This window comes from Deltaproteobacteria bacterium (assembly GCA_019912665.1).
Taxonomy (GTDB): domain Bacteria; phylum Desulfobacterota; class GWC2-55-46; order GWC2-55-46; family GWC2-55-46; genus UBA5799.
The window spans coordinates 77828-101392 of record JAIOIE010000020.1; the positions used below are offsets into that span (position 1 = coordinate 77828).

At 57.4% G+C, this 23565-nt stretch carries 23 protein-coding genes; 18 read left to right on the top strand and 5 right to left on the bottom strand.

What is annotated here, in order from left to right:
- Positions 1 to 230 precede the first annotated feature (230 nt).
- The 8 genes from K8I01_09270 to K8I01_09305 all read left to right on the top strand — a co-directional run bounded on the left by K8I01_09270 (position 231) and on the right by K8I01_09305 (position 6629).
- Positions 231 to 674 carry a ferritin gene (locus K8I01_09270; protein MBZ0220605.1) on the top strand — a complete coding sequence of 148 codons (444 nt, stop codon included), beginning with the start codon at positions 231 to 233 and terminating at the stop codon, positions 672 to 674.
- A 119-nt stretch (positions 675 to 793) separates the two neighbouring features.
- Positions 794 to 1939, top strand: coding sequence for an SAM-dependent methyltransferase (locus K8I01_09275; GenBank protein ID MBZ0220606.1), 1146 nt, complete (start codon positions 794 to 796; stop codon positions 1937 to 1939).
- Between the two features lie 229 nt (positions 1940 to 2168).
- A complete protein-coding gene (locus tag K8I01_09280) occupies positions 2169 to 2333 on the top strand; it encodes a hypothetical protein (GenBank protein MBZ0220607.1) in 165 nt (54 codons plus the stop codon).
- A gap of 43 nt (positions 2334 to 2376) precedes the next feature.
- Complete coding sequence (locus K8I01_09285; GenBank protein ID MBZ0220608.1) at positions 2377 to 2907, top strand: ferritin family protein; 531 nt, start codon at positions 2377 to 2379, stop codon at positions 2905 to 2907.
- 4 nt (positions 2908 to 2911) lie between these two features.
- A complete protein-coding gene (locus K8I01_09290; protein ID MBZ0220609.1) occupies positions 2912 to 4081 on the top strand; it encodes a geranylgeranyl reductase family protein in 1170 nt (389 codons plus the stop codon).
- A gap of 63 nt (positions 4082 to 4144) precedes the next feature.
- Positions 4145 to 5143: a PDZ domain-containing protein gene (locus tag K8I01_09295; protein ID MBZ0220610.1), complete on the top strand. Its 999-nt coding sequence runs from the start codon at positions 4145 to 4147 to the stop codon at positions 5141 to 5143.
- A 474-nt stretch (positions 5144 to 5617) separates the two neighbouring features.
- A complete protein-coding gene (locus tag K8I01_09300) occupies positions 5618 to 6025 on the top strand; it encodes a bacteriohemerythrin (protein ID MBZ0220611.1) in 408 nt (135 codons plus the stop codon).
- Positions 6026 to 6221: 196 nt separating this feature from the next.
- Positions 6222 to 6629, top strand: a complete 408-nt coding sequence (locus K8I01_09305; GenBank protein ID MBZ0220612.1) for a bacteriohemerythrin — start codon at positions 6222 to 6224, stop codon at positions 6627 to 6629.
- A 61-nt stretch (positions 6630 to 6690) separates the two neighbouring features.
- On the opposite strand, the gene K8I01_09310 is transcribed toward K8I01_09305, so the two are convergent.
- On the bottom strand, positions 6691 to 7569 hold the full coding sequence (locus K8I01_09310) for a DMT family transporter (protein ID MBZ0220613.1): 879 nt from the start codon (positions 7567 to 7569) through the stop codon (positions 6691 to 6693).
- 267 nt (positions 7570 to 7836) lie between these two features.
- Here K8I01_09310 and K8I01_09315 point away from each other — a divergent pair, with 267 nt between their 5' ends.
- From K8I01_09315 to K8I01_09325, 3 genes are all read left to right on the top strand, one after another.
- Positions 7837 to 9237, top strand: a complete 1401-nt coding sequence (locus K8I01_09315) for an SH3 domain-containing protein (protein ID MBZ0220614.1) — start codon at positions 7837 to 7839, stop codon at positions 9235 to 9237.
- Between the two features lie 382 nt (positions 9238 to 9619).
- Complete coding sequence (locus K8I01_09320; GenBank protein ID MBZ0220615.1) at positions 9620 to 11869, top strand: cache domain-containing protein; 2250 nt, start codon at positions 9620 to 9622, stop codon at positions 11867 to 11869.
- The gene (locus tag K8I01_09325) at positions 11866 to 13245 is read left to right on the top strand and encodes a sigma-54 dependent transcriptional regulator (protein ID MBZ0220616.1); all 1380 of its coding nucleotides are present in this window, start codon (positions 11866 to 11868) and stop codon (positions 13243 to 13245) included. The genes K8I01_09320 and K8I01_09325 overlap by 4 nt, the downstream gene beginning before the upstream one ends.
- Positions 13246 to 13392: 147 nt before the next feature.
- Here the strand turns inward: K8I01_09325 and prmC are convergent, their stop codons facing one another.
- A complete protein-coding gene (gene prmC / locus K8I01_09330; protein MBZ0220617.1) occupies positions 13393 to 14268 on the bottom strand; it encodes a peptide chain release factor N(5)-glutamine methyltransferase in 876 nt (291 codons plus the stop codon).
- 214 nt (positions 14269 to 14482) lie between these two features.
- Entirely contained in the window at positions 14483 to 14953 is a 471-nt protein-coding gene (locus K8I01_09335; protein ID MBZ0220618.1) for a YbaK/EbsC family protein, read from the bottom strand.
- A gap of 254 nt (positions 14954 to 15207) precedes the next feature.
- Here K8I01_09335 and K8I01_09340 point away from each other — a divergent pair, with 254 nt between their 5' ends.
- A complete protein-coding gene (locus K8I01_09340; GenBank protein MBZ0220619.1) occupies positions 15208 to 15765 on the top strand; it encodes an archaemetzincin family Zn-dependent metalloprotease in 558 nt (185 codons plus the stop codon).
- Positions 15766 to 15820: 55 nt separating this feature from the next.
- Here K8I01_09340 and K8I01_09345 read toward each other — a convergent pair whose 3' ends face one another.
- Complete coding sequence (locus K8I01_09345; GenBank protein ID MBZ0220620.1) at positions 15821 to 16498, bottom strand: DUF2249 domain-containing protein; 678 nt, start codon at positions 16496 to 16498, stop codon at positions 15821 to 15823.
- 154 nt (positions 16499 to 16652) lie between these two features.
- Positions 16653 to 17462 (bottom strand): M48 family metallopeptidase, encoded by an 810-nt coding sequence (locus tag K8I01_09350; protein ID MBZ0220621.1) that lies wholly within the window; start codon positions 17460 to 17462, stop codon positions 16653 to 16655.
- 212 nt (positions 17463 to 17674) lie between these two features.
- Here K8I01_09350 and K8I01_09355 point away from each other — a divergent pair, with 212 nt between their 5' ends.
- The 6 genes from K8I01_09355 to K8I01_09380 form a co-directional block, all read left to right on the top strand.
- Positions 17675 to 17878, top strand: a complete 204-nt coding sequence (locus K8I01_09355) for a helix-hairpin-helix domain-containing protein (GenBank protein MBZ0220622.1) — start codon at positions 17675 to 17677, stop codon at positions 17876 to 17878.
- Positions 17879 to 18222: 344 nt separating this feature from the next.
- The gene (locus tag K8I01_09360) at positions 18223 to 19479 is read left to right on the top strand and encodes a hypothetical protein (GenBank protein ID MBZ0220623.1); all 1257 of its coding nucleotides are present in this window, start codon (positions 18223 to 18225) and stop codon (positions 19477 to 19479) included.
- An 18-nt stretch (positions 19480 to 19497) separates the two neighbouring features.
- Positions 19498 to 19866 (top strand): response regulator, encoded by a 369-nt coding sequence (locus K8I01_09365; protein MBZ0220624.1) that lies wholly within the window; start codon positions 19498 to 19500, stop codon positions 19864 to 19866.
- A 14-nt stretch (positions 19867 to 19880) separates the two neighbouring features.
- The gene (locus K8I01_09370) at positions 19881 to 20192 is read left to right on the top strand and encodes an STAS domain-containing protein (GenBank protein MBZ0220625.1); all 312 of its coding nucleotides are present in this window, start codon (positions 19881 to 19883) and stop codon (positions 20190 to 20192) included.
- On the top strand, positions 20192 to 22345 hold the full coding sequence (locus K8I01_09375; GenBank protein ID MBZ0220626.1) for a chemotaxis protein CheA: 2154 nt from the start codon (positions 20192 to 20194) through the stop codon (positions 22343 to 22345). The genes K8I01_09370 and K8I01_09375 overlap by 1 nt, the downstream gene beginning before the upstream one ends.
- Positions 22346 to 22428: 83 nt before the next feature.
- On the top strand, positions 22429 to 23565 hold a 1137-nt coding region (locus K8I01_09380; GenBank protein ID MBZ0220627.1), incomplete at its 3' end, for an MCP four helix bundle domain-containing protein.

Here is a 23565-nt window from a genome sequence, read left to right on the forward strand (position 1 = left end):
AGGTTCGCGCTGGATGCGGGGAGGGTGTAAGAGCGAGAGGACGGCCCTATTCCGAGTTAACCCCCCTTTCCGGCCATTGTCAAGATAGCACCGGTGGAGAGCCCCACTGGGCGGCTGACAAGCCCGCGGATATAGGATATAATTACATGGCTTTGACGGCCCTGAGAGTGCCATCCGCTGAAATCTACAGCAGCATCAGGTTTGCCAGCATAATTACACTACGGAGGTGAATGATGTCGCTTAAGCTGAGTGACGAAGCCAGGAAAAAGATAATAGACATGCTGAACGAGGATAGGGCCCAGGAGCTTACCGCCATAATCCAGTACATGGGCCACCATTACGAGGGGGAAGGGCTTGAGAGCCCGGCTATACTCGACCTTTTCAGGAAGACCGCGATGGACGAGATGAGGCACGCGGAGGACCTGGCGGAGAGGATAGTCTATCTCGGGGGCGTGCCCGTCTACAAGCCGGGGCAGGTGCAGAGGGGAGGGGACCTGAGGACCATGCTCAAGGCCGACCTCGGCCTCGAGGACGGCGCAATAGAGCGCTACCGGGGGCATATTAAGGCTTGCGCCGAGCTTGGCGACACCACCACCAGGCTCATGCTCGAAAAAATACTTTCGGAGGAGGAAGGCCACGCCGACGCGTTCGAGACGGCGCTTGGCAGAGGTTAAGCTGATGGCTGTAAAAAAATGGAAGTGCATCGAGTGCGGTTACATTCACGAGGGGGAGCACCCTCCGGACGTATGTCCCATGTGCTATGCGCCGAGCGAGGCGTTTCTGGAGGTAGTTGATGCGTGAGGCCGGGCCGCTGCCTGAAACCGGCCTTGCCCGTGAGATAGCCGCCGAGATAAGAGAGAAGGGGCCGATCACCTTCGCGAGGTTCATGGAGATGGCCCTCTATCTCCCGGGAAAGGGCTATTATGCCTCAGACAGGGGGACCTGGGGGCCTGAAGGCGACTACATTACAAGCATAGACGTAAGCCCGGTCTTCGCGAGGACGCTGGCGAAGGGACTTGAAGAGATGTGGGAGGCCCTCGGTTCGCCCGCGCCCTTCGTCTTCGTCGAGGCCGGGGCGGGTAGGGGATGGCTCACGAGGGGCGTGCTGGAATCATTGAAGGAAATTTCTCCCGGCCTCTCGGGGGTGATAACACCCAGGCTCGTTGAGAGGTCAGGCGCAAGGAGGGAGTCTCCTCAAGGGGCAACATGGCATTCTGAGCTTTCCGGGGTCCCGCCATTTTCATCCGGCTGCATACTATCGAACGAGCTGATAGACAGCTTCCCCGTTCACAGGGTCGAGTTCTCAGGCGGGGAGTTGAGGGAAATCCATGTCGGATGCGACGGAAGCGGATTTACGGAGGTTCCCGGGCCGCTGTCGACCGGCGAGCTTGAGCGATATTTCATCGAAAACGGCGTTATTCCTTTCGAGGGCATGAGGACCGAGGTCAATCTTGAGGCTATGAGGTGGATAGGCGAGGCCGGGAAATTGATGGAGCGGGGCTTCATCGTTACCATAGACTACGGCCATCCGGCGACCGAGCTCTATTCGCCGGACAGGAGAGGCAGCCTCATGTGCCATTACAGGCACACCCTGAACGACAACCCGTTTATTAACGTGGGGGAGCAGGACATTACGACCCACGCCGATTTCACAGCACTTGCCAGAGCGGGCCTGAGGCACGGCCTCGAAGTGACCGGCTTCACTACCCAGAAGAATTACCTCATCGGGCTCGGCATACTGGACGAATTGAAACCACCGCCGGACGGCTCGCCGGGAATCGAGGAGATGAACTTCAACAGGGCGCTTGCCAGGCTCATCTCGCCCGGAGGCATGGGGGACACTTTCAAGGTGCTCGTGCAGCACAAGGGTGTTGCGAAGCCTGAGCTACGCGCCTTCTCTTTCAGGGACATGGCCCGGAGCCTTTTGGCAGGCTGCTGAAAAAGCCCGCTTCAAGGCGTCGTCTTCAAAATTGGACACTCCGGCGTACAAGGAAAGTACGCCGCATCCTCATTTTTCGACTCCTTGCATCTTGGATTTTTTGAGCAGCCTGTATGTGATTTTGAGTTTTTCAGCATCCTGTTAGAAACCCTCTTGATATTGTAATGCCGGGCGTAATATGATAAAAATTGTTGCCGTATAAACGCATACTTTCGGGGGGTGCATAGATATGCCTGAGAAGGAAGAAAAAGAAAAAAAGCACGTCTGCTCGATCTGCGGGCGTCCGTCCGACCTTGTCATCTGCCATGCGTGCGAGGACAAGATACGGGGCGAGGCGCTCGAGAAGAAGCACGATATTGACAAGGCCGGCCGGACCGATTCCGGCAGGAGATAAAAACGGCCGCTTAAGGCACTTAAATGAACAATACGGAGGGGACATGGCCAGGGACAGGATTATCGAGGAGCTTGGGACAGCATACAATACCGAGATAGCCGGATACCACTTCTACACCACGGCCGCCGCCCTCGTAGACGATTCGAAGGGGAGGAGCGTCTTCGCGAACCTGGCGAAAGACGAGCTCGCCCACATGGTCGTAGTCGGCAAGATCGCCGAGTCCGTAAAGAACGGCCTCGGCTGGATAAGCTACGAGCAGGCCCTTGCCGAGGGGTTCGCCCTCACCCAGAGCATACCCTACCCCAAGGAAAACGACCTCATAAAAAGGCTCACCACCAACCAGTCGGACACCAACGCGGTCCAGATAGCCATGGAGAACGAGGAGGCCGCGGTGGAGTTCTACTCCAGGCTCCTCAAGGACGCAGAGACCCCGGTAGAGAAGGTCGTGCTCACCAAGCTCCTCGAGATGGAGAAGGGACACCTGAAGATACTCCGGTGGGAGTACGAGTCTCTTACAAAGACCGGGTTCTGGTGCGGCGAGATGGAATACAGCGTCGAGAAGGAGACCGAGTAGGGACATGTACGACGCGATCGTTGCCGGCCTGGGGCCGGCAGGTTCGACCGCCGCATACTTCCTCTCCAGGGCGGGCCTCAAGGTGCTCGGAGTGGACAAAGAGACCTTCCCGAGGTACAAGTCCTGCGGAGGGTGCATCTCTACCAAAATAGACGGGCTCTACGATTTTGACATCTCCCAGGCAATAGAGGAGACGGTCTACGGCGCCTCCTTCACCTACAAATCAGGAAGGCCCCTCGATATCATCTCCGATAAGCCGGTCGGCTACAACGTCATGCGTGACACCTTCGACCACCTGCTCCTCGATAAGGCCAGGGAAGCCGGGGCGGACATAATAGAGGGCGCGCGGATCAGGTCTGCTGAGGATACCGGGACGTCGGTAAAAATTGGATTTCATAATGGCACATGCCACGAGGCAAGGGTTCTCGTGGGCGCGGACGGGGCCTCAGGTTTCATAGGCAGGGAGCTATTCGGCCTCGGCCCGAGAGATGCCGCGGTCTCCATTACTGCCGAGGTGCCCTATAACCGGGAGCTCCGGGGCTACTCCGGCAGGCTCTTCATAGATTTTGGCTGCGTGCCGCACGGGTACGCCTGGATATTCCCGAAAAAAAATTTCCTTTCGGTCGGCATCGCCGCAAGCGCTCAAAAGGCCGTAAGGATAAAGGAATACTTCAACTCATTCGTCTCCTCCCACGGCGAGCTCAAGGGCCTTGATATAGGGCCCACATCAGGCTGGACCGTGCCGGTCTACTACGATGGCGCCCCGCCGCCCATAAAGGGCAGGGTCGTGCTCGTGGGCGACACCGGCCACCTTGTCGAGCCTTTTCTCGGGGAGGGCATCTATTACGCGGCTTTTACAGCCAAGGCCGCTTCCTCTGTTATACTTGACTATATCGGGGGTAGGGCCGGGCTTGAGGCTTATCCGGAACGGCTTGAGACGGAGATCATGCCGGGGTTCAGGTCGGCCTTGAAGCTCGCGGACCTCGTGTACAACCACCCGAGGCTCTGGTACGGCATAATCGAGCGCGACCCCCAGATAATGCTCAGGTACTATGACGTCATAAGGGGCGCGGAGGAGTGCTCTTCTTTTTACTCGTGGGCGCTCAATAAGGTGAAATCCAAGCCCTGGAAGGTCCTCCGGAGCTGGATAGAGACGAGGTTCATCCAGCCGTGATGGACAGCCGGACCTAAGCGAGCCGAAAAATCCAGCCGCAAAACCTTTCCAAGGAGGCCAGCCATGCGAAACACGAAGTCGCTGTTAGCCGTCCTCTTCCTGACGCTTTCATTTCTTATAACACAGCAGGCATATGCCCAAGACGGGCAGGAGATGGCCCGGACGATGCCGGAGGCCCAGGCTGAAAGGCCCTGGCTCGGCGTTACCATACAGAGCCTCGACCCCGAAAGGGCAGCGCAGATGGGCATGCCGGGGACGACCGGCGTGATTGTCTCGGACGTGGCCTCAGGCTCCCCGGCCCAGGTTGCGGGGCTCATGCCAGGGGACGTAATAACCGAGGCCGGCGGCCAGGACGTGAGGAACGCCAGCGACCTCATCACCGCTATACGCTCCGCGGGGGTTGGAAAGAACATCGAGCTCGATGTAATGAGGGAAGGGGCGGAGGAGAGCTTCAGCGTGCAGCTCTCGGCGATGCCGAGAGGCGCAATGCAGGAGCGAGGCCGTCCGATGATGGGCGGCATGGGCGGAATGATGGCGGGAGACTGTCCGATGGGGATGGGGGGTATGGGTCCAGGGATGCGCGGCCACGGCATGGGCATGATGGGGCCAGGCATGATGATGGGCATGGACAGGATGGGCCACCGCGGCAAAAAAGGGACCATGATGGGCCATTTCTATGGTAGAATGATGATGGCCGTGAAGGCCCTCGACCTTACCCCCGAGCAGAAGGCCAGGGCCACCGAGATATACACGAATTTCAGGAAGCAGGCCATAAGGACCGGCGCCGATATCAAGATCGCCAAGCTTGAGCTCCATCAGCTCCTCATGGCCGACCCCGTAAACATGGAAAGCGTCACGGCGAAGGTGAACGAGATAGCTCGGAAGCAGGCGGACCTGATGATGGCAGGCATAAGGGGAGTCGAGGAGTTCAAAAAGACCCTTACCCCCGAGCAGCGGGGACAGTTAAGGGGCATTCTCGCTATGGACTCCGGTGCCGGAGACGACATGGAGGAGCTGGCAATGGATTCCGGTGAAATGGACATGACGGACATGACGGAATAGGAACAGTTCTCCGGGCCTTTCTTGAGAAGCTGCCGGGCGCTGCTTGAAATCGTTACCAGAGAAAAAGGAAAGGAGGGGTGCGCATGAAGAGATACTCCATACCCAGGGTCGCCCATTGCAGTGAAGGGTGTCCAAGACGGTCCCGGGCATGACCTTAAACTGCCCATCTCCAATCCCTTCCTTGAAGAAGCATAATAAACCGAATCCCCGCGGCTTCCCCGCGGGGATTTTTTTTGCGCCATGATCTTAGGTGATGGAGGGGCTGGCAAGGCCGGCATCTGGAGCGAGGCCGAACTGCTGGTGGCTGACAGCGAGCCTTGTGCCCGAAAGCGCGCAGCGCGTTAAAGGGCTTTCCGCAAAATGACTTTTTCGTGAAATTTTCCTCTAGGCCCGCCCCCGGGATTCGGCCATTTTCCCCTTTTCTCCAGGGCCGGAATGAGATAGCATAATAATATCCTACCCAGGGGTTTCGGAATGGGCATAGAGTGGAGCGCCAGCCTGGCAACCGGGCTGGACTGGCAGGACAGCCATCACAGGGAGCTTTTCAAACGCATCAATCGCCTATTGGACGCCATGGCTACGGGCTACGGGAAGGAAGAGGTGCGGACCCTGTTCAAGTTCCTCGACGAGTATTTCGTAATCCACTTCGAGGCCGAGGAGCTGGCGATGGAAAAGCACGGCTACCCTGATGCCGCCCTCCATAAGGCCGAGCACGCGCGTTTCATAGAGAACATCTCCCGATTGAGGGATGAGTTCGAGAAGGGGCCTTCGTCAAGGCACGTCATCTGGGTGCAGCGCGAGGTCGTGGACTGGCTCATAAACCACATCGGCGACATGGACAAGAAGCTCGGGAGCTTTCTTAAATCCGCAGATGCGGTTTGAGGGCCGCACCGCATCATTATTTATCTACATTATCCTCGCGGAGCCATTCCGGACATATTCCCACTGAAATAACGCATCGCTCTAGCGGGATGCTGAAAAAATATTGAGAAAACTTTCTACAGAAAGTTTCCCCCAAAAGTCTTTTTCAGCACTCTGCTAGTTCGACCAGGCGGACTTGCATTGAAGGGGTTCTCGGATGGGCATCGAGTGGAGCAGCTATTTAGCGACCGGGGTCGATTGGCAGGACAGCCATCACCGGGAGCTCTTTAAGCGCATAAACCGCCTCCTGGACGCCATGGCCTCGGGCTACGGCAAGGAGGAGGTTGCGAACCTTTTCAATTTCCTTGACCAGTATTTCGTGGTCCATTTCGAGGCCGAAAACGAGGCCATGGAGCGGCACGGCTACCCCGGCGCGGCCACGCACGCAGCCGAGCACGCGCGCTTCATAGAGAGCATATCCCGGCTGAGGAAGGAGTTCGATAAAGGGCCGTCCTCGAAGCTGGTCATCTGCGTAGAGCGCGAGGTCGTGGACTGGCTCTTGAACCATGTGGCGGGCATGGACAAGAAGCTCGGGAATTTCGTTAAATCGGCAGTGGACAGGTAAGAACGCGCGCCCTGTCGCATCCTTGAAGTCCCATCCCTGGCGTCCATCGTACTTGTCGCCTTCAAGCCCCGGCTTGCTTCTTTTCGAGCGATACCGCGAGCACGCCGGCGATCACTACCGCCATTCCGGCTATCTGAACGAGATCAAGCTCCTCCCCCAGTATGAAATAAGCGAGCACCGCGGTAGATACCGGTCCTATGAAGCTTACCAGGGCCGCCCTGCTCGCGCCTATCCTCCTTATCCCGAGGGCGAGCGTAAGGACCGGCACGAACGTCGAGACCACCGCGAGCGCGGCGAGCAATGCCCAGACCTCCGGCTCTTCCGGGAAGCGCTGTCCCCGCCAGGTCGCCAGGAACCCCATCGTAGCGGCTGTAGTCCCGTATGCGGCGATCTTCACTCCCGATACCCGCGTTGAGAGGAACTGCGTGAGTATGTAGCTGAAGGAATAGATGAGCGCCGAAAAGAGGACAAGCCCCGCTCCGAGGGCGTATCCCGGCTCAATGCCGCCATATACCTTGAGGACGAGCGCAAGCCCCGCGTACGTGAGGACGAGCGATACGGCCTTTCCCGTTGTGAGCTTCTCCTTGAAGAAGATTGCCGCAAGGACCGCTACCATCGCCGGGTAGGTATAGAGTATGACCCTTTCGAGGGACGCGTCTATATAGAGGAGGCCGTAGAAGTCCGCGAGAGCGGCCGCATAGAGACCGAGTAAGCCGCTCAGCACAAGATAGAGGAAGTCCCTCCACGAGACCCTCGGCGAAGGGAAGAAGAGGACCGCGGCCCAGAAAAACGGCATGGCTATGGCGAACCGGAGCGCCAGGAGCGTTATCGGGTCGAGCCCGTATCCGTATATGAGCTTGGCTAATATCCCCTTTATCGAAAAGGTCACGGCAGAGGCCGCAGCCAGGAGATATCCCGCGAGCAGGTCTTTTCTTTCCATTCCCTCTCGAACGCTTCCGGGCCTGAAAAAAAATCCCCGCCTCTTGCGGCGGGGCGGTCCGGCTAAAAGGCCGTCAATCGATAAGAGCCGGACTTAAGTCACAGCCCTATCCACCCGGTCCATCGTATAAAACTTCCGACGGAGCACGTAATGATAATACCGCGCGGCTATCCGGTCAAGTGTAAAGCCCCGGGGCGTTCCAGCCGATAATCTCTCAGATGGGACGCGAGACCCCATAGGCGAAATCAAACCCAGGAAGGTCCTGAAGTGCAGTCAGCCGTGAACGAGCCCAAGTATCTTAGCCTTGAAGTGCCGAGAAAAGTAGCCCTCGCCATACTGTTCATACTCCTATTCCTTCTCCCGGCCCTGTCCTACGCGGCCGGGACACCCAGGATGATCAATAACCCGGGGCACTGGATCTCGAAAATAGGGAGCCCCGGAGAAACAGTCCTTTCGCCTGAAGAGGTCCGGGCTTTCAACACTGCTACCATCGGAGCGGTGGACCAGATGGCGGAGCTCCGGTCTGTTCCCGACACCATTCCGGGAGAAAAGGTATTCGAGTGGATATGGACGGACTTTCTTGTGAACCCAGGGAAAAGGTACGACTCCAAGGGGCGGAAGCTCCCCGAGAGCTTTTTTGCCGACCTGGTCCGGAACATGGACCTGGACGGCATCGCTAATGAAGTAGCGGTCAGGTTCGGCGTGGTGACCGAGAGGGCGGATATGAGGGGCCTTCCGACCCATGAAGCCATCCTGTCTAAGCCTAACCGCGAGGGATTCGACTCCATACAGTATTCGAGCCTGTACCCTCCGGCGCGCGTTCTTCTCCTTCATACGAGCGAGGACGGGGAGTGGGGTTTTTTTCAGGCCGAGACCTTAAGGGGCTGGCTCAGAATGGACAAGGTCGCGTTCGGGGAGCGGAATTTTGTTCTGCCGGCAGACAATGAAGAGTTCCTCGTCGTGACAGGTAACAGAGTGAGCGTATATGGCGACAGCGCCCTTGAAAAGATACGGGCAGAGGTGGTCATGGGCGGAGTCCTCGCCATCTCAGCTCAGGCAGAAGGGAACTCCCCCTGGGCCGTAAGGTTCCCTGAGCGGCGCCAGGACGGCTCGCTCTACTGGACAAACGGATACATACATCCCGATGCCGAGGTCCACCCCGGCTATCTCCCTTATACGAGATCGAACATAATAAGACAGGCATTCAAGATGCTCGGCGAGGAGTACGGCTGGGGCGGCAGGAGGGGGCTCAGGGACTGCTCGCTTTTCATACAGGACATATTCGCGACGGTCGGTGTGAAACTACCGAGGAACTCAAGGCAGCAGGGCGTCACAGGGGAGGTCCTGGCGCACCTGGATATAGGGGGCGCCAGGGAGGACGTGGCCCTTGCGCTAAGGGGCTCGGACCCCGGCATAACCCTCCTGACCCTTGAAGGCCATGTAATGCTCTATCTCGGCGAATCCGGCGGAAAGCCCTATGTCATACACCAGATATTCGGGTACGCTGACAGGGGCGGGATGAGGCGCGTGGGCAAGGTCGCTGTCACGGGGCTTGACCTTGGCAGCCGGTCGTCCATAGGCTCGATGAAACTCAGGCTGCGGGGGGTCACCAGAATGACCATCCCTGAAGAATACAGGATAAAAACGGCTATTGACAAGCAGGCCTGAGCTGCTATAATAGTATCACAATTGTAACCCATCTTCCGGGCGGCAGGCTCTAATACCCCGTTAATACATTCGCAATACTGGGGGCAAAGGCAAGCCAATCAATCAAGGAGGTGGGTTATGAGCACGGCAAAGATCTACATCGGCAATGTGGTCATGTTCCTGGCCGTCACGGTCACGCTGGTTGTGGCGGTCATCGCATCATGACCGGGGTTCAAAAAAAACCTGAGCACGGGGAGGCGACCTTAAGAGTCCTCCCCGTTTTTTTTTCGCGAAGCCACTTCCTTGACTTTCCTTCACCTTTGTAATATCCTGCTTCTATAACCGCCCGATATTGATTGAGATTTTTCATTAGCCGCCCTCGTTCCCAGGTGCGCCCCTCAAGATGAACATTGGCAGTAAATTAATATTATCCTTCCTTATAGCAACTCTCCTCCCGACGGTATTCCTGGCCTTTTTCACCACCAACCTCATAAGCGACAGCAGGCGCGAGGACGCCGAGGAGACTATCAGCAACAACCTCAAGGCCGCCTGGATGCAATATTATTCCAGGGCCTACCAGATGCAGTACGGGATGCTCCAGGCCTCTACCGAAGGTTACATGAAAACGGCCATGAAGGACAGGGACAAGGCCTTGCTGAGGTCGCAGCTGATAGCCTGGAAGGAGTACAGGCCCCACGTGGACCTCTGGGCCGTGGTGGATCCGGGAACGAGGACCATAGCCTCCCTCAATACGAGAGATTCCGGCCGCCCGATATCGCTCAACGGCCTTGTTGAGAAGGCGTTCGGCAGCAGGGAATCCATAATATCAACGGAGATCGTCCCGCATCAGTTATTAAAGGCCGAGGGGCTTGACGGCGCGGCTTCGATTACCGCGGAGGACGGCAAGATACTTGGAGACGGCCTCATGCTGGTAGTGGTCACCCCGGTGGTGGACGGCAAGGGCAGCGTCCTCGGGGCGATAATATCGGGCGACCTCGTCAGTAACGACCCCTTCGTGCCGGACACCCTTGCGGAGTCCATTCCCGGCTCGCTCGCAGCCATATCGATGGGCGGCACGCAGGTATCCACGAACGGGATTGACGATGACGGCATAAGGGCGGTTGGCCGCCTCATCCCGGAGCCTGTTCTCGCCGAGCTCGAGAGAAACCTCGGCTACAGGGGGGAGATAGAGGTAGCCGGGAAGGCCTATATGGCCGCGTTCGACCCGATTAGAGACAATGCCGGCCGGGTGATAGGCTCTCTTTTCGTCGGCATCCCTAAGGAGAAGTTCGTAGAGCTCCAGTATACGAACATCAAGGCCATCGCCACCATCGCGCTCATAGGCATCTTCATGGCCACGGGTGTCGCCTCCTTTCTCACATACGTTATAACGAGGCCCATACTGTCGCTTAAGAAGAAGGCCCAGCTCGTGGCCGCAGGCGACCTCAACATCAGGATGGGGCCGGTAAAGGCGGGGAATGACGAGATAGCGGACCTGGCGCGCACCTTCGAAAAAATGGTCGAGAGCCTCAGGGACAAGGAAGAGAGCATAAGGGTCAGCCAGGAAAAGCTCGCCACGCAGAAAAAACTGGTCGAGTCGATAATAAACAGCCTCCCTTACGCCCTCTATGTCCTCGAGAGGAACAAGTCCGTGGTCGTCCGGAACAGGCACGCAACCGAGGCCTGCCCGGCCGGGGAATGCGAGGGGCCCGACGGGTGCATCGAGGATGACTTCATCTCCCATTTTCCTCAAGAGCTGAGGGAAGAGCTCACCGGCATAGTAGAGGGCGTCTTCGAGACCGGGGAGCCCAGGAGCGCCGAGTACAGGCTCGGCACGCCTGACGGGGAAAGGATCATGCTAACCAGCGTTTTCCCGGTCGTGGCAGGGGATGCGAGGCCTGCGGAGTTCGTTGTGTGGATGTCCGAGGACATAACGAGGAAGAAGGAGCTCGAATTGAACATAATCTCGAGCGAGAAGCTCGCGGCCGTGGGACAGCTGGCGGCAGGCATAGCGCACGAGGTTAACAACCCGCTCGGCGGCATATTGAACTGCCTCTACAATCTCAGGAACCGCAAGCTCACGGACGAGCGCAAGGCCGAGTACGTTGATTTCATGGAGGACGGCATAAAGCGGGTCCAGAACATAGTGAGGCAGCTCCTTGATTTCTCGCAGCAGCACGCGCCGGAGCTTTCCCTCACAGACATAAACTCCATCATAGAGGGCATAATCCCGCTCTTCAGGCATTCGGTCAGGGGCAAGGAGGTGAGGCTCCTTGTGAACCTGAGCCAGGGACTTCCCCGCATACTCGTGGACAGGCATCAGATAGAGCAGATACTCGTGAACCTGATACTTAACGCCGTGCAGGCGGTCTCATCCGAAGGCCTCATCGAGGTTACGACCCGGCGGGATGGGAACTGGTTCTGCATACAGATAGCGGATAACGGCTGCGGCATCCCCCAGGAGAACCTCGGGAGGGTCTTCGACCCGTTCTTCACGACCAAGGGGGTCGGAAGGGGCACGGGCTTGGGCCTTTCAGTAAGCCGTGGTATAATAGAGCGCCACAAGGGCAGGATAGAGGTCGAAAGCCAGCCGGGGAAGGGGAGCACCTTCAGGGTGCTCCTGCCCATCGGCGGAGCGGAGGAAGGGGTTTGAGCAGGATACTCATCATAGACGACGAGCCGCTTATGCGCATCTCGATAGGCGACGCGCTGAAGGGAGAGGGCTACGAGGTCTCGGAAGCGGCCTCCGGCAGGGAAGGCCTCGGCCTTGCCAAGGACGGCGGTTTCGACGTTGTCATAACCGATCTTCGCCTCCCTGATATAGACGGTCTAGAGGTCTTGAGGTCGCTCCGGAAGTCCTCGCCAGAGACGATGGTCATCCTCATAACCGCCTTCGGCGCGGTCGAGACCGCGGTAGAGGCCATGAAATACGGGGCCTACGACTACGTGACAAAGCCCTTCGCCATGGACGAGCTTCTGATAATGATAAGGAGGATGCTGAAGCTTAAGGAGCTTGAGCGCGAGAACCAGGCCCTCAAGGAGCAGGTCGAGGGGAGGTACAACTTCAGCGGCATCGTCGGCAGAAGCGAGAAGATGAACGAGATATTCGAGATGATAAAGGTCATCTCGCAGACCGATTCCACGGTCCTCATCCTCGGGGAGAGCGGCACCGGCAAGGAGATAGTGGCGAGCGCAATACACCGGAATAGCCCCAGGAAGGACGGGCCGTATATAAAAGTGAGCTGCGCGGCCATACCCGAGACCCTTCTGGAAGCCGAGCTTTTCGGCTACGACAAGGGCGCGTTCACCGGCGCGGTAAAGCAGAAGAAGGGCAGGTTCGAGCTCGCGGACAAGGGCACCATTTTCCTCGACGAGATTGGCGAGCTCGCCCCGTCCATACAGGTAAAGCTCCTCAGGGTGCTCCAGGAAAAGGAGTTCGACAGGCTCGGGGGCACCGGGACGGTGAGCGCCGACGTCAGGGTGATTTGCGCAACGCAAAGGGACCTTAAAAAGGAGGTTCAGAACGGCTCCTTCCGCGAGGACCTCTACTACAGGCTTAACGTGGTGCCTATAGTGCTTCCGCCGCTACGCGAGAGGAAGGGCGATATAATACTCCTTGCCAACCACTTCCTCAATTACTATTCCGGGCTATGCAAGAAGCAGGTAAAGGGCTTTTCGGTCGACGCTGTCGAGGCGCTCATAAAGTACCCGTTCCCGGGTAACGTCCGGGAGCTCGAACATGCGGTAGAAAGGGCCGTGGTCATGGGCAAGGGCGAGGAGATACAGCCCTGGGACCTCCCCGAGGAGATAGGGAGCTCGAACTTGAACGACTGCCTCAAGGTCTTCAGGAGCGGCCCGGACGGGCATGAGAACCTCACGAAGGCCATGAAGGATTTCGAGAAGAAATACATAATAAAGGTCCTGGAAGAGACGAACGGGAATAAGACGCTTGCGGCCAGGCTGCTTGGAGTTTCCAGGAAGACCCTCTGGGAGAAGTGCAAGATACTTGAGATCATAAGCGGCGAGTAAAGGCAGCCTCTAAAAATTGATCTTTTCCCCGGACTCTGTGTCAGGCCTGGGATAAAAATGCTCACATATTATCCATATATGCTCCGCTTCCCGGTTTTCTTTGATTGCGGGAAAAAATTCTAATTTTTAGAGGCTGCCTAAAATTTCTCAGGGCTTATGCCTTGCCTTAAGTATCCGCTCTATATCGCCGTAATCCCTGATTATTTCTATTTGGTCATACCTGCCATCAGATTCAGTCATTCGCATCACGTCCTCTGATTGACCGTAACCCATTTCAATAAGCAGCCACCCTCCCGGAGCAAGGAAGAGAGGGGCCTCGCTCACTATGCGCCTTATGAAGTAAAGGCCGTCTTCTCCGCCTGAGAGCGCCCCCCTGGGCTCGAAATCCCTGACCTCAGGGTCGAGGCCTTCCAGATCCCCTTCGGGGACATAGGGCGGGTTGGAGACTATTATTCCGGCGCGGCCCCTGAGCCCGTCGGGAAGCGGGGAAAAGAGGTCTCCGGGGAGGAACCTGACCTTGTCCGCCACGCCGGCCCTTGCTGCGTTCTTACTTGCGATCTGAAGCGCCTTCTCCGAGATGTCTGTCGCGTAGACGATGGGGCCCGGGACCTCGCTAGCTATCGACACGGCTATGCAGCCGCTCCCGGTGCAGAGGTCTATGACGGCCAGGGCGGAATCCATTTGGCTTCCGAGCTTTACGGCCTCTCCGGCAAGGAGCTCCGTCTCAGGCCTGGGGATGAGGACGTCCCTAGTGACCTTCAGTGTAAGCCCCCTGAAGTCCGCCTCCCCGAAGATGTACTGGGGCGGCTCCCTCTTGAGCCGCCTTATTAGTATATTTTCAAGCTCCTTTGTTTTCTCGATGGAGAGCTCCATGCCTGCATCGAGGAAAAGGGAGTGCCTTTTTAAGCCGAGGAGGCGCATGAGGATGAACTCGGCCTCGGTCATGGGCTCGGGGATGCCGGCCTTTGAAAGGGCCTCACCGATCCTGGTAAGCGCCTCGCCTATCGTTTCAGCCCCCGGCATCTGCTGCTTAAGCCTCCCTGCAAAATGATGGAATGCCCCTTTAGCTCTTGGCAAGAGGGCTCCAATATAAATAGATTATCGCGGAAGGCTTGTCAAAGTATTCCGGCGTGTGCGGCAAAATGGCGTCGGGCTCCGTAGAGAGGCTTAGTGCCGTAAGGTAACGCGCCACGATCGGAGCCGGTCAAGGGGAATTAGCGCTTTCTCACGTTATCCGCTATTGAAATCTTTCGGTGAACTCGGCCACTTTGGGTTTTACAAGCTCCTCGAAGTCCCTGTATTTCATCTCGACGGCTTCATAATGCGTTCCCGCGTTGAAGTAGATGTACTCGTCACCGGTAAGGGACCTGTCCACTACCGTTTCCACCTGATACAGGTTCCCGAAAGGAGGCTCGGCCCCGGTCTCGCAATCAGGGAAAAGGTTGGAGAACTCTTCCTCTTTGGCGAGCCCCAGGTCTTTTTTCCTGAGTACGTCCCTGAGCTTCCCGAAATCCACCTTGGCGCTTGCGGGGAGCACCGTCATGACTATCTCTCCGTCCGCCTTGACCATTACTGATTTCGCAAGCTCCCGGCCCTTTACATGCATGGATGCGGCCACCTCCTGGGCTGTATAGGCCTCGGTATGGACGAGGGACTTGTACCATACGTGCCTTTCCTGGAGAAGATTTTCAAGCCTTTTGGGGATCATGAGTGCATATCTCCTTTCATTCTTAAGGAAGGTCTGATTAATTCCATTTTCTGTCGTTCTGAGTGAGCGTAAGCGACCTAAGACTCTCGCAACTTGCTGACCTTCCTGAGTGCGAGATTCAGTCGCTTCGCCCGGAATGACAGAGCTTGCGAACTAATGGGGACCTCTCTTAATTATATACCCTCCGCCGCGAACCGGCAAAAAAGCCCTGTGCGTGTATAATCTGGTTGAGGGCCGTTGACAGGGGGGCTTGCATGCTGCTCATACTGCCGGTGGGAGAGGTAGACCTGGATACGCTTGAAAGGCTCCGTCAAGACCTCGAAAGGGAGTTCGGGTTCGAGGCCGCCGTCGCCGGGGAAAAGGACGCCTTTCTCACTCCCGATTTCGCGCTGGACGAGGAGAGGGGGCAGTACAATTCGACCAGCATACTATTCTACATAATGGAAAGGCCTGAGTTAAAACGTTACGGGAGGGTGCTGGGGGTTGCTTCCGTCGACTTCTTCGCGCCGGGACTTAACTTCGTCTTCGGGGAGGCCGGGCCGAGGGCCGCGGTCATATCCACCTATAGGCTGCGCGAAACCTTCTATGGCAGGGAAGAAGACAGGGGACTTCTGAGGAAAAGGATATTGACCGAGGCCGCCCACGAGCTCGGCCACACCTTCGGGCTCGGGCACTGCGCCTTCCCGGACTGCGTCATGTTCTTTTCAAATACCATAGAGGACACCGACAGGAAGGGGCCGCGCTTCAAAGGGAGGTGCCTTGAGAAGATGGTCGAGGCAGGGGCCATCGGGAAAGGAAAAGGCCCGGGATAGCAGCACCCGGGCCCTGGATTCCTGTGTCGTCGAGCAAAGCCCGACCCTGAAGAAATCAGGCAGCCTGGGCCTTTTTTATTACCATTGCCCTCTCGCCGCCGGTTATGAACGCGTCCGATTCCGGATACAGGATGTGCTCCTCTTTCATGTTGTGGTCCAGCAGTATGCCGAGAAGAGAGCTTGAGCCGGAATCTGCGCCCGGGGCGTCATGCCTGTCGGTTGCGCCGAGTATCTGGTCGAGGAGCGCCTGTATCTCCTTGTGCTCCATCCTCATTACGAAGGTCGGCCCCGCGTCCCGCATCCCGGTCTTTTCTTCGAAAACGGGGAAGAGGATGTCCTCTTCTATGCGGATGTGTTTTTTAAGCCCGAGGCTGAATTCCCTGAAGCTCCTGGAGGCGTCCTCCCATCTCGAGTCCTTGAGGGCCGCCTTGAAGCCTTCAAATATCGAATCAAGCCTCCGGTGGTCGGTCTGGAGGTAGTCCGTTATAGTGATGTCCGGGTTCGGCCTCTCCCTTTTTACGATGCTCACTCTCCAGGCCTCCGGGCCCGCTTCGAGAGTCCACCAGTCGAACTCGCCGTCGTGCTCGGCCTGGAACTGGTAAAGGAGCGGCTTGGGCTCATGGTCGTTCACGAGAGTGAACGACTCCCCCGGCTTAAGGCTCCTGTAAAGCTCGAATATCCTGGCGTGCCTGTCCTTCGGGACCATCTCCCTTACGTCTAGGACCTTTTCCATCTATGTTATTCCTCCTTGTCTGTTTTCCCTGCTTTTATGCCCCGGGGATATTTTCCTACGCAACAGCCGCGATAAAAATGACAAAAATCAATACCCTGGTTTTCGGCGGACCGATGATAGGTCGTTATTCGTTTCGCGCTTCCTTAAAAGCGGCTTAATTTAGAGGCCTCGGCGGCCTCTCAAGGGAGGGGTCCTTTCGGATGGCCTCCCTGTAGTGCTCCATCGCCTCAGGGAGAAAAGACCTAAGCTCATCGACTCTTTTCCGGTCGGTAGGGTGCGTCGAAAGGAATTCCGGGGGAGCAGCGCCTTCCCTTGCGGTCATCCTTTCCCAGAACTCTACGGCTGACTCCGGATTGTATCCGGCCTTTGCCATAAGGATTAGCCCGATCCTGTCGGCCTCGAGCTCGTGCTTTCTGCTGTACGGGAGGAGCACCCCCACTTTCGCGCCGAGCCCGTATGCCTGGAGGAGCCCCTCGCGGGCGACCGGGCTTGTGCCTAAAAGCGCGGCAGAAAGCGCGGCTCCGCCTATCTGGAGCGCCTGCTCCTGGGACATCCTCTCGGCGCCGTGCCGCGCTATGACATGGGCCACCTCGTGCCCCATGACGGCCGCAACCCCGGCCTCGTCCCGGCAGACCGGTAGAATCCCGGTATTAAGGGCCACCTTGCCGCCGGGCAGGGCGAACGCGTTCACAGCCGGGTTTTCTATGACGACGAACTCCCATTCGTAATCGGGTTTTTCGGCCGCCGAGGCTATCCTTCCGCCGACCTCCCCGATAAGGGAGTTGTACCGGGCGTTTTCGCTCAAGTCGGCTTCGGCCTTTATCTGGCTGAAGAGCGTCTCGCCTATCCTCTCCTCCTGTCTTTCCGAGACGATCATTATCTGAGTGCGCTCCGTGTAAGGCACCCTTGCGCACCCTGAAAAGGCGAGGAGGACTGCGGCTATGAAGAGAACGGTCCTGGTCATGTGTCGAGACCCCCGGTATCTGCCATTCACCGATTCTAAACCTTTTTGGGAGAAATCACAACCAGAGCCGCAGGGCCGGTCGCAGCCTCTTGATAACGCAAGCTGAGAGGCTAGGGATTATCAAGGACGGTGAGTTGACATGGTTTGGAAAGGCTCCTAAAATCAATCAGGCTCTAAAACGGGTCTGTTTAATCCGCAGAGAGGAGGAATTTATGGCACGCAAAATATGTCACATAAACAGCTCAAACGCGGACGATATAAGAAAGTCCGTAGGAATCGGCGATAACGAGGCCCGCAGGCTCGTTGATTACAGGTCTGAGCACGGAAATTTCAGGACCCTTGACGACCTCATGAACGTCCCCGGGTTCTCACCGGACACCGTGGAAAAGCTCAAAAGAGAGTGCGACCTCGACTAACCGGGCTATGGAAACCGGACATCTTTCCTCAGTTGTCCGGTTTTTTTTGCGTCCTGCGCAGGGCCTCCTGGCATGCCGGAGGCCTGTGCAGTCCCTCCTTTATCTCTTTATAATACCTTGATTTAATTCATATTTTACCTGGGCCCTCATCCTCCGCTCAACCCTTTTTCCATGTAGCGCTCAATCCTTTTCACTATCCTCAAATCAACCCAAAAGCCGTCCAATAATGAATCTCTTTGACTATACAGGGGTTTCCGTACACTCCGATAAACGATGTAGAAGTCTGACAGGGGGGCAACGGTTTGGAAAAGCAGCAAAATTCAGCATCTATACTCGAAGGCCTTATGATCGCCAAGCCGGCCGGCAGGTGGAGGGTAGCTCTTGCCGCGCTCGTTGTATCTTCCGCGGCGTTCGCCTACATACTTTTTACCGGCGCCCCCATTGAGAGCGCTTTATACCTGGCGCTCTGGTCCGTCTTCGCGGTCATCGTTGCCGCGTTCGCCTCGAGGAGCCGCGGGGTGATGCTGTCCGACCTTAAGGATGAGGAACTCGTAAGGGAGCTTGCCGAAAGGACGCTCCATTATAGCTCAAGGAAGAAGAGGCTTAAGAAATTCTTTATCTCGCAGCACGACTTGAGCAGTCTCACCCGGAGCCATCTTACGGAAGTCATAGACGAGACCGGCACCGCGGCAGAGAGGATAATGGGGCAATCCCAGCGCATAGATTCGGCGATGTGCCAGATGCAGAATACTATTGAAGGTCTCCAGGCCGAGAGCAAGGCAATGGCCAGGGCCACGGGCGAGACCATCGCGAGAAACGAGTCAAACATATCGGGCCTCAAGGAATACATAGGAAAGCGCAGGACCGACGTGGAGGAAGACTACAGGACCGTGCTGGCGCTGGCCGAGGAGGCGAGGTCGATGACGAGCCTCGTGGACCTCCTGAAGGGCATAAGCGACCAGACTAATCTTCTGGCCCTCAATGCCGCCATAGAGGCCGCAAGGGCCGGCGAGCACGGCAGGGGCTTCGCAATAGTCGCGGACGAGGTAAGAAAGCTCTCGAAGAACTCCGAGGAGGCCGCCGGGAAGATAGGCAAGGCCATGATAAAGATGGCGGAGGAGATCGAGACGAAGTTCGCCTTCAAGTTGAACCAGGACAGGCACGCCGGGGAGTCCTCGCTCCTCCTTGACCTCCAGACCCAGCTCTCGTCGCTCGGAGAGGGCTACCGGAAGCTCGACAATTTGAACAGGCAGATACTTGAGCAGGTGGGCGAAAGCGGGGCCCAGGTCTCTGCGGAAGTGCTCGAGCTCATAGCCGGGGTGCAGTTCCAGGACATAGTCCGCCAGCAGATAGAGCTCGTAATAAAGACGCTGGCTGATTCCGACCAGTACATGAAGAGCCTCGAAGGGTGCCTCGAGGAAGGTCACCTCTGCGAGGAGGAGTGCAGGATAGGCGAGTTCGGCATAGAAAAGGTGCGCGAGCACTACGTGATGGAGAGGCAGCGGTCAACCCACAATTCGTTTATCGATTCAATGAGCGGCTCTCAAACCCATGCGCCGGCCAAGGCCGCGCCGGATGAGGGCAACGTAGTCTTTTTTTAGCACAAGCACGGAGGGAAAATGGCCAAGACAATAATGGTGGTCGACGATTCGGCTTCAATAAGGCAGGTCATGAACCTGACGCTAAAGAAGGCCGGATACGACGTGATCGAGGCGAATGACGGCTCGGACGCGCTCGGGAAGCTCGGCGCCCAGAGGATAAACCTCATCGTCTGCGACGTGAACATGCCCAACATGGACGGCATCACGTTCCTCAAGAGCCTGAAGGAGAAGCCGACCCACAAGTTCACGCCGGTCATCATGCTCACGACGGAGTCGCAGGAATCGAAAAAGCAGGAAGGCAAGGCAGCCGGGGCCAGGGCATGGATAGTAAAGCCCTTCAAGCCCGAACAGATGCTCGAGGCCGTCTCGAAGCTCATACTGCCTTGACGGGGAGATAAGCCATGCCGGTGCGCATCGAAAAAGACGGGGAGAACGGGTCCATAAGCGTGGAAGGAGAGATGAACATCTATCATGCCCAGGAGCTTAAGGACGGCCTTATGAGGGCAATGGACGGAGAGGACAGTGTCAGCCTCGACCTCTCGCGCGTCTCCGAGATGGACTCTTCCGGGCTCCAGCTTGTGCTCCTTGCATGGAGGGAGGCCGACAGGAAAGGAGCGCCGTTCAGGCTTATCGGCGCAAGCACCCCGGTCGATGACGTCCTTAGCCTCTTCGATCTTAAAAAGCTCTTCTGCGAAGACAGGGAGACGGTGTGATGGAAATAGACCTCGGACAGGCAAGGACGACCTTTCTGGCGGAAAGCCAGGATCTCCTCGAGGAGATGGAGAGCTCGCTTCTTATCCTGGAGCGCGACCCGGCCGACCAGAACGCCATCAACTCCCTTTTCAGGGCGGCCCATACCATAAAGGGCTCTTCCGGCGTGCTCGGCATCGAAACGGTCGAGAAGTTTACGCATCTCGTCGAGAACCTCCTCGAGAAGATGAGGACGGGCCAGATAAAGGCGGATTCCGGCAATATAGAGCTCCTCCTCCAGTGCAGGGACCATATCTCACGGCTCATATCGCTTGCGGCTGACGAGGCGGGGCTCGGCGGCGACCTCCTCAGGGCGGATAACGAACTCTCCGCTAAGCTCGCCGAGTGCCTGGACGCAAAGGATGAGGCGCCGAAAGCTCAAGCTGAAGCTCCAGGGGCCGCTGAGGGACCGAGCTCCCGGACCGATGCATGGCACATATCCATCAGGTTCGGCAGGAACACGCTTAAGACCGGGATGGACCCCATATCCTTTATCGCCTACCTCGCGAAGATGGGCGAGGTCGTAAGCATAACGACGCTCTTTTTCACCATGCCGGGGCCGGAGGAAATGGACCCCGAGGATTGCTATCTCGGGTTCGAGATAGACTTGAAGAGCGATTTCGAAAAGAAGGCCATAGAGGACGTCTTCGATTTCGTCCGCGACGAATCGACGATCCGAATCCTCCCCCCTTACAGCAGGGTGGCGTCTTACGTGGAGCTCATAAAAGGCATGCCCGAGGACTCGCTCCTCCTCGGCGAGATACTCGTCAAGGGCGGCGCGCTCACGGCCGGCGAGCTCGATGAGGCGCTCAAGGCACAGGATGGAAGCCAGGCCGCAAAAAGGCCGCGTATCGGGGAGATACTCGTCGAAGAGGGAGCGACTTACCCCGAGATAATAGACGCGGCGCTGGAGAAGCAGAGAAAAAACCAGATGGCAGGCGCGAAAGAGGCCGCGACCGTAAGGATAGACGCCTCCAAGCTCGACTGCCTCATGAACCTCGTCGGAGAGCTCGTGATAGCCGGGGCGGGCATCGACCAGCACGCCGCAAGGATAGGCGACGCGCCCCTGCAGGAGTCGGCCTCCATAATGCTCCGCCTTGTCGAGGAGATAAGGGAGAGCGCCATGAAGGTCAGGATGGTCCCCATAGGTGAGACCTTCAACCGGTTCAGGAGGGTAGTGAGGGACATAAGCAAGGAGCTCGGCAAGGAAATAGAGATATATATAAGCGGCGCTGAGACGGAGCTCGACAAGAACGTCATCGAAAGGATAAGCGACCCTCTCATGCACCTCGTGAGGAACGCCGCGGACCACGGTATCGAGACGACCGAGGGCAGAAAGGCCGCCGGGAAGAGCGCAACCGGGACCATATGCCTCAGGGCCGGGCACGACGCCGGGTGCATAGTCATCGAGGTGGAGGACGACGGCAAGGGGCTCGACCGCGAGAAGATAGTCGAGAAGGCGATTGCCAGGGGGCTCATAGCCGCCGGACAGCAGCTCACGGACGCGGAGGCCTTCAAGCTCGTATTCGAGCCAGGCTTCTCGACCGCCGACGAGGTCACTAAGTTCTCCGGAAGGGGCGTCGGGATGGACGTCGTAAGGAAGAACATAGAGGCCCTCAGGGGCACTATAGAAATGGAGAGCGCCAAGGGCAAGGGCACGACCGTAAGGGTGAGGCTCCCTCTCACCATGGCGATAATAGACGGCTTCATGGTGGGAATAGGGCAGTCGCCATACATCATCCCGCTCGATATGGTCGTCGAGTGCGTGGAGTTGACAGAGGAGGACAGGAAGGCCGCAGGAAAAAGGAATTACGTGAACCTTCGCGGCGAGGTGCTGCCCTTCATAAGGCTCAAGGACTTCTTTAACGAAACCGGCGCGGACTCGAAATACGAGAACATCGTCATCGTCCAGTACGCGGGCCACAAGATCGGGCTCGTGGTCGACGAGCTCTTCGGCGAGGTGCAGACGGTAATAAAGTCGCTCGGCAGGGTCTATCGAGAGGTAAAGGGCATCTCCGGCGCGACTATACTCGGGAACGGCAGGGTGGCCCTGATACTCGACGTGCCGAGGCTCATGCAGACCATAGAAAAGGACTATTTCGCGAGGGCGGGGTGAAATGAGCGGTTAAGAGGCGGAGGGGGCGGAATTGAAGACCACAAACTTTAAAAAAACATGAATGAAAAAGGGAGGTTTTGAAGATGGATTTTCTCAAGAACATGAAAACGCGATCGAAGCTTTTTCTGAGTTTCGCGGTGCTGATACTCTTTGTCCTGGGGCTCGGCATCCTGAGCATCGACAGGATAACCGGCATGAGGGACGACATACAGTCTTTTTATGACGACAGGTTCGTGCCGACTGTAGACCTCGGAAAGATGAACAACGAGCTTGCTTCCCTCCGTATAGGCGCTCTCCAGATAATGAACGAAAGGGACGCGTCCAAAAGGCAGCAGCACTTTAATAGCGCCGCCGAGTCAGAGACCGAGGTGAATAACCTCATCGAGAAATACGGGTCCACCTACCTCACCGAGGAGGAGAAGAAGGTATTCGACGAGATGAAGTCCGCCTGGGTCGCATACAACGAGTCCCGCCGGAACACTTTCAAACTGGCCCTTGACGGCGATTTCGAGAGGTCCAGGCACAACGCCCAGACCGACGCGGGCCCGAAATTCAATGTCCTCGACTCGAAGCTCGTAAGGCTCATACAGATACAGGACGAGGTAGGCCGGGAGATAATAGCCGAGGCCAATAGCAGCTTCGCCATGACCAGGAACGTGGTTATCATAGCGACCATCCTGGCCATAGGCATCGCCGTAACGCTCGCGCTCATACTGACGAGCCTCATAGCCAAGCCCCTTGCCGAGGCGACCGCCGCGGCAAACAAGCTCGCTGAGGGCGACCTCGACGCCAACATACAGACCGGCGGCAAGGACGAGATAGGCACCCTCCTTGAGGCCATGAAGAACATGGTAGGGAAGCTCCGCGAGGTGGTCTCCGACGTGAGGGCCGTCTCGGACAACGTCGCAAGCGGCGCGCAGGAACTCTCGAGCGGCGCCCAGCAGATATCCCAGGGCTCGACCGAGCAGGCGGCGTCCATCGAGGAGACCTCCTCCTCAATGGAGCAGATGAGCGCCAACATAAGGCAGAACTCGGATAACGCGCAGCAGACCGAGAAGATAGCCCAGAAGTCGGCAGCTGACGCGAAGGAGAGCGGGCAGGCGGTCTCCGAGACCGTGGGCGCGATGAAAGAGATAGCCTCGAAGATATCGATAATCGAGGAGATAGCGAGGCAGACGAACCTCCTTGCCCTGAACGCCGCCATAGAGGCCGCGAGGGCC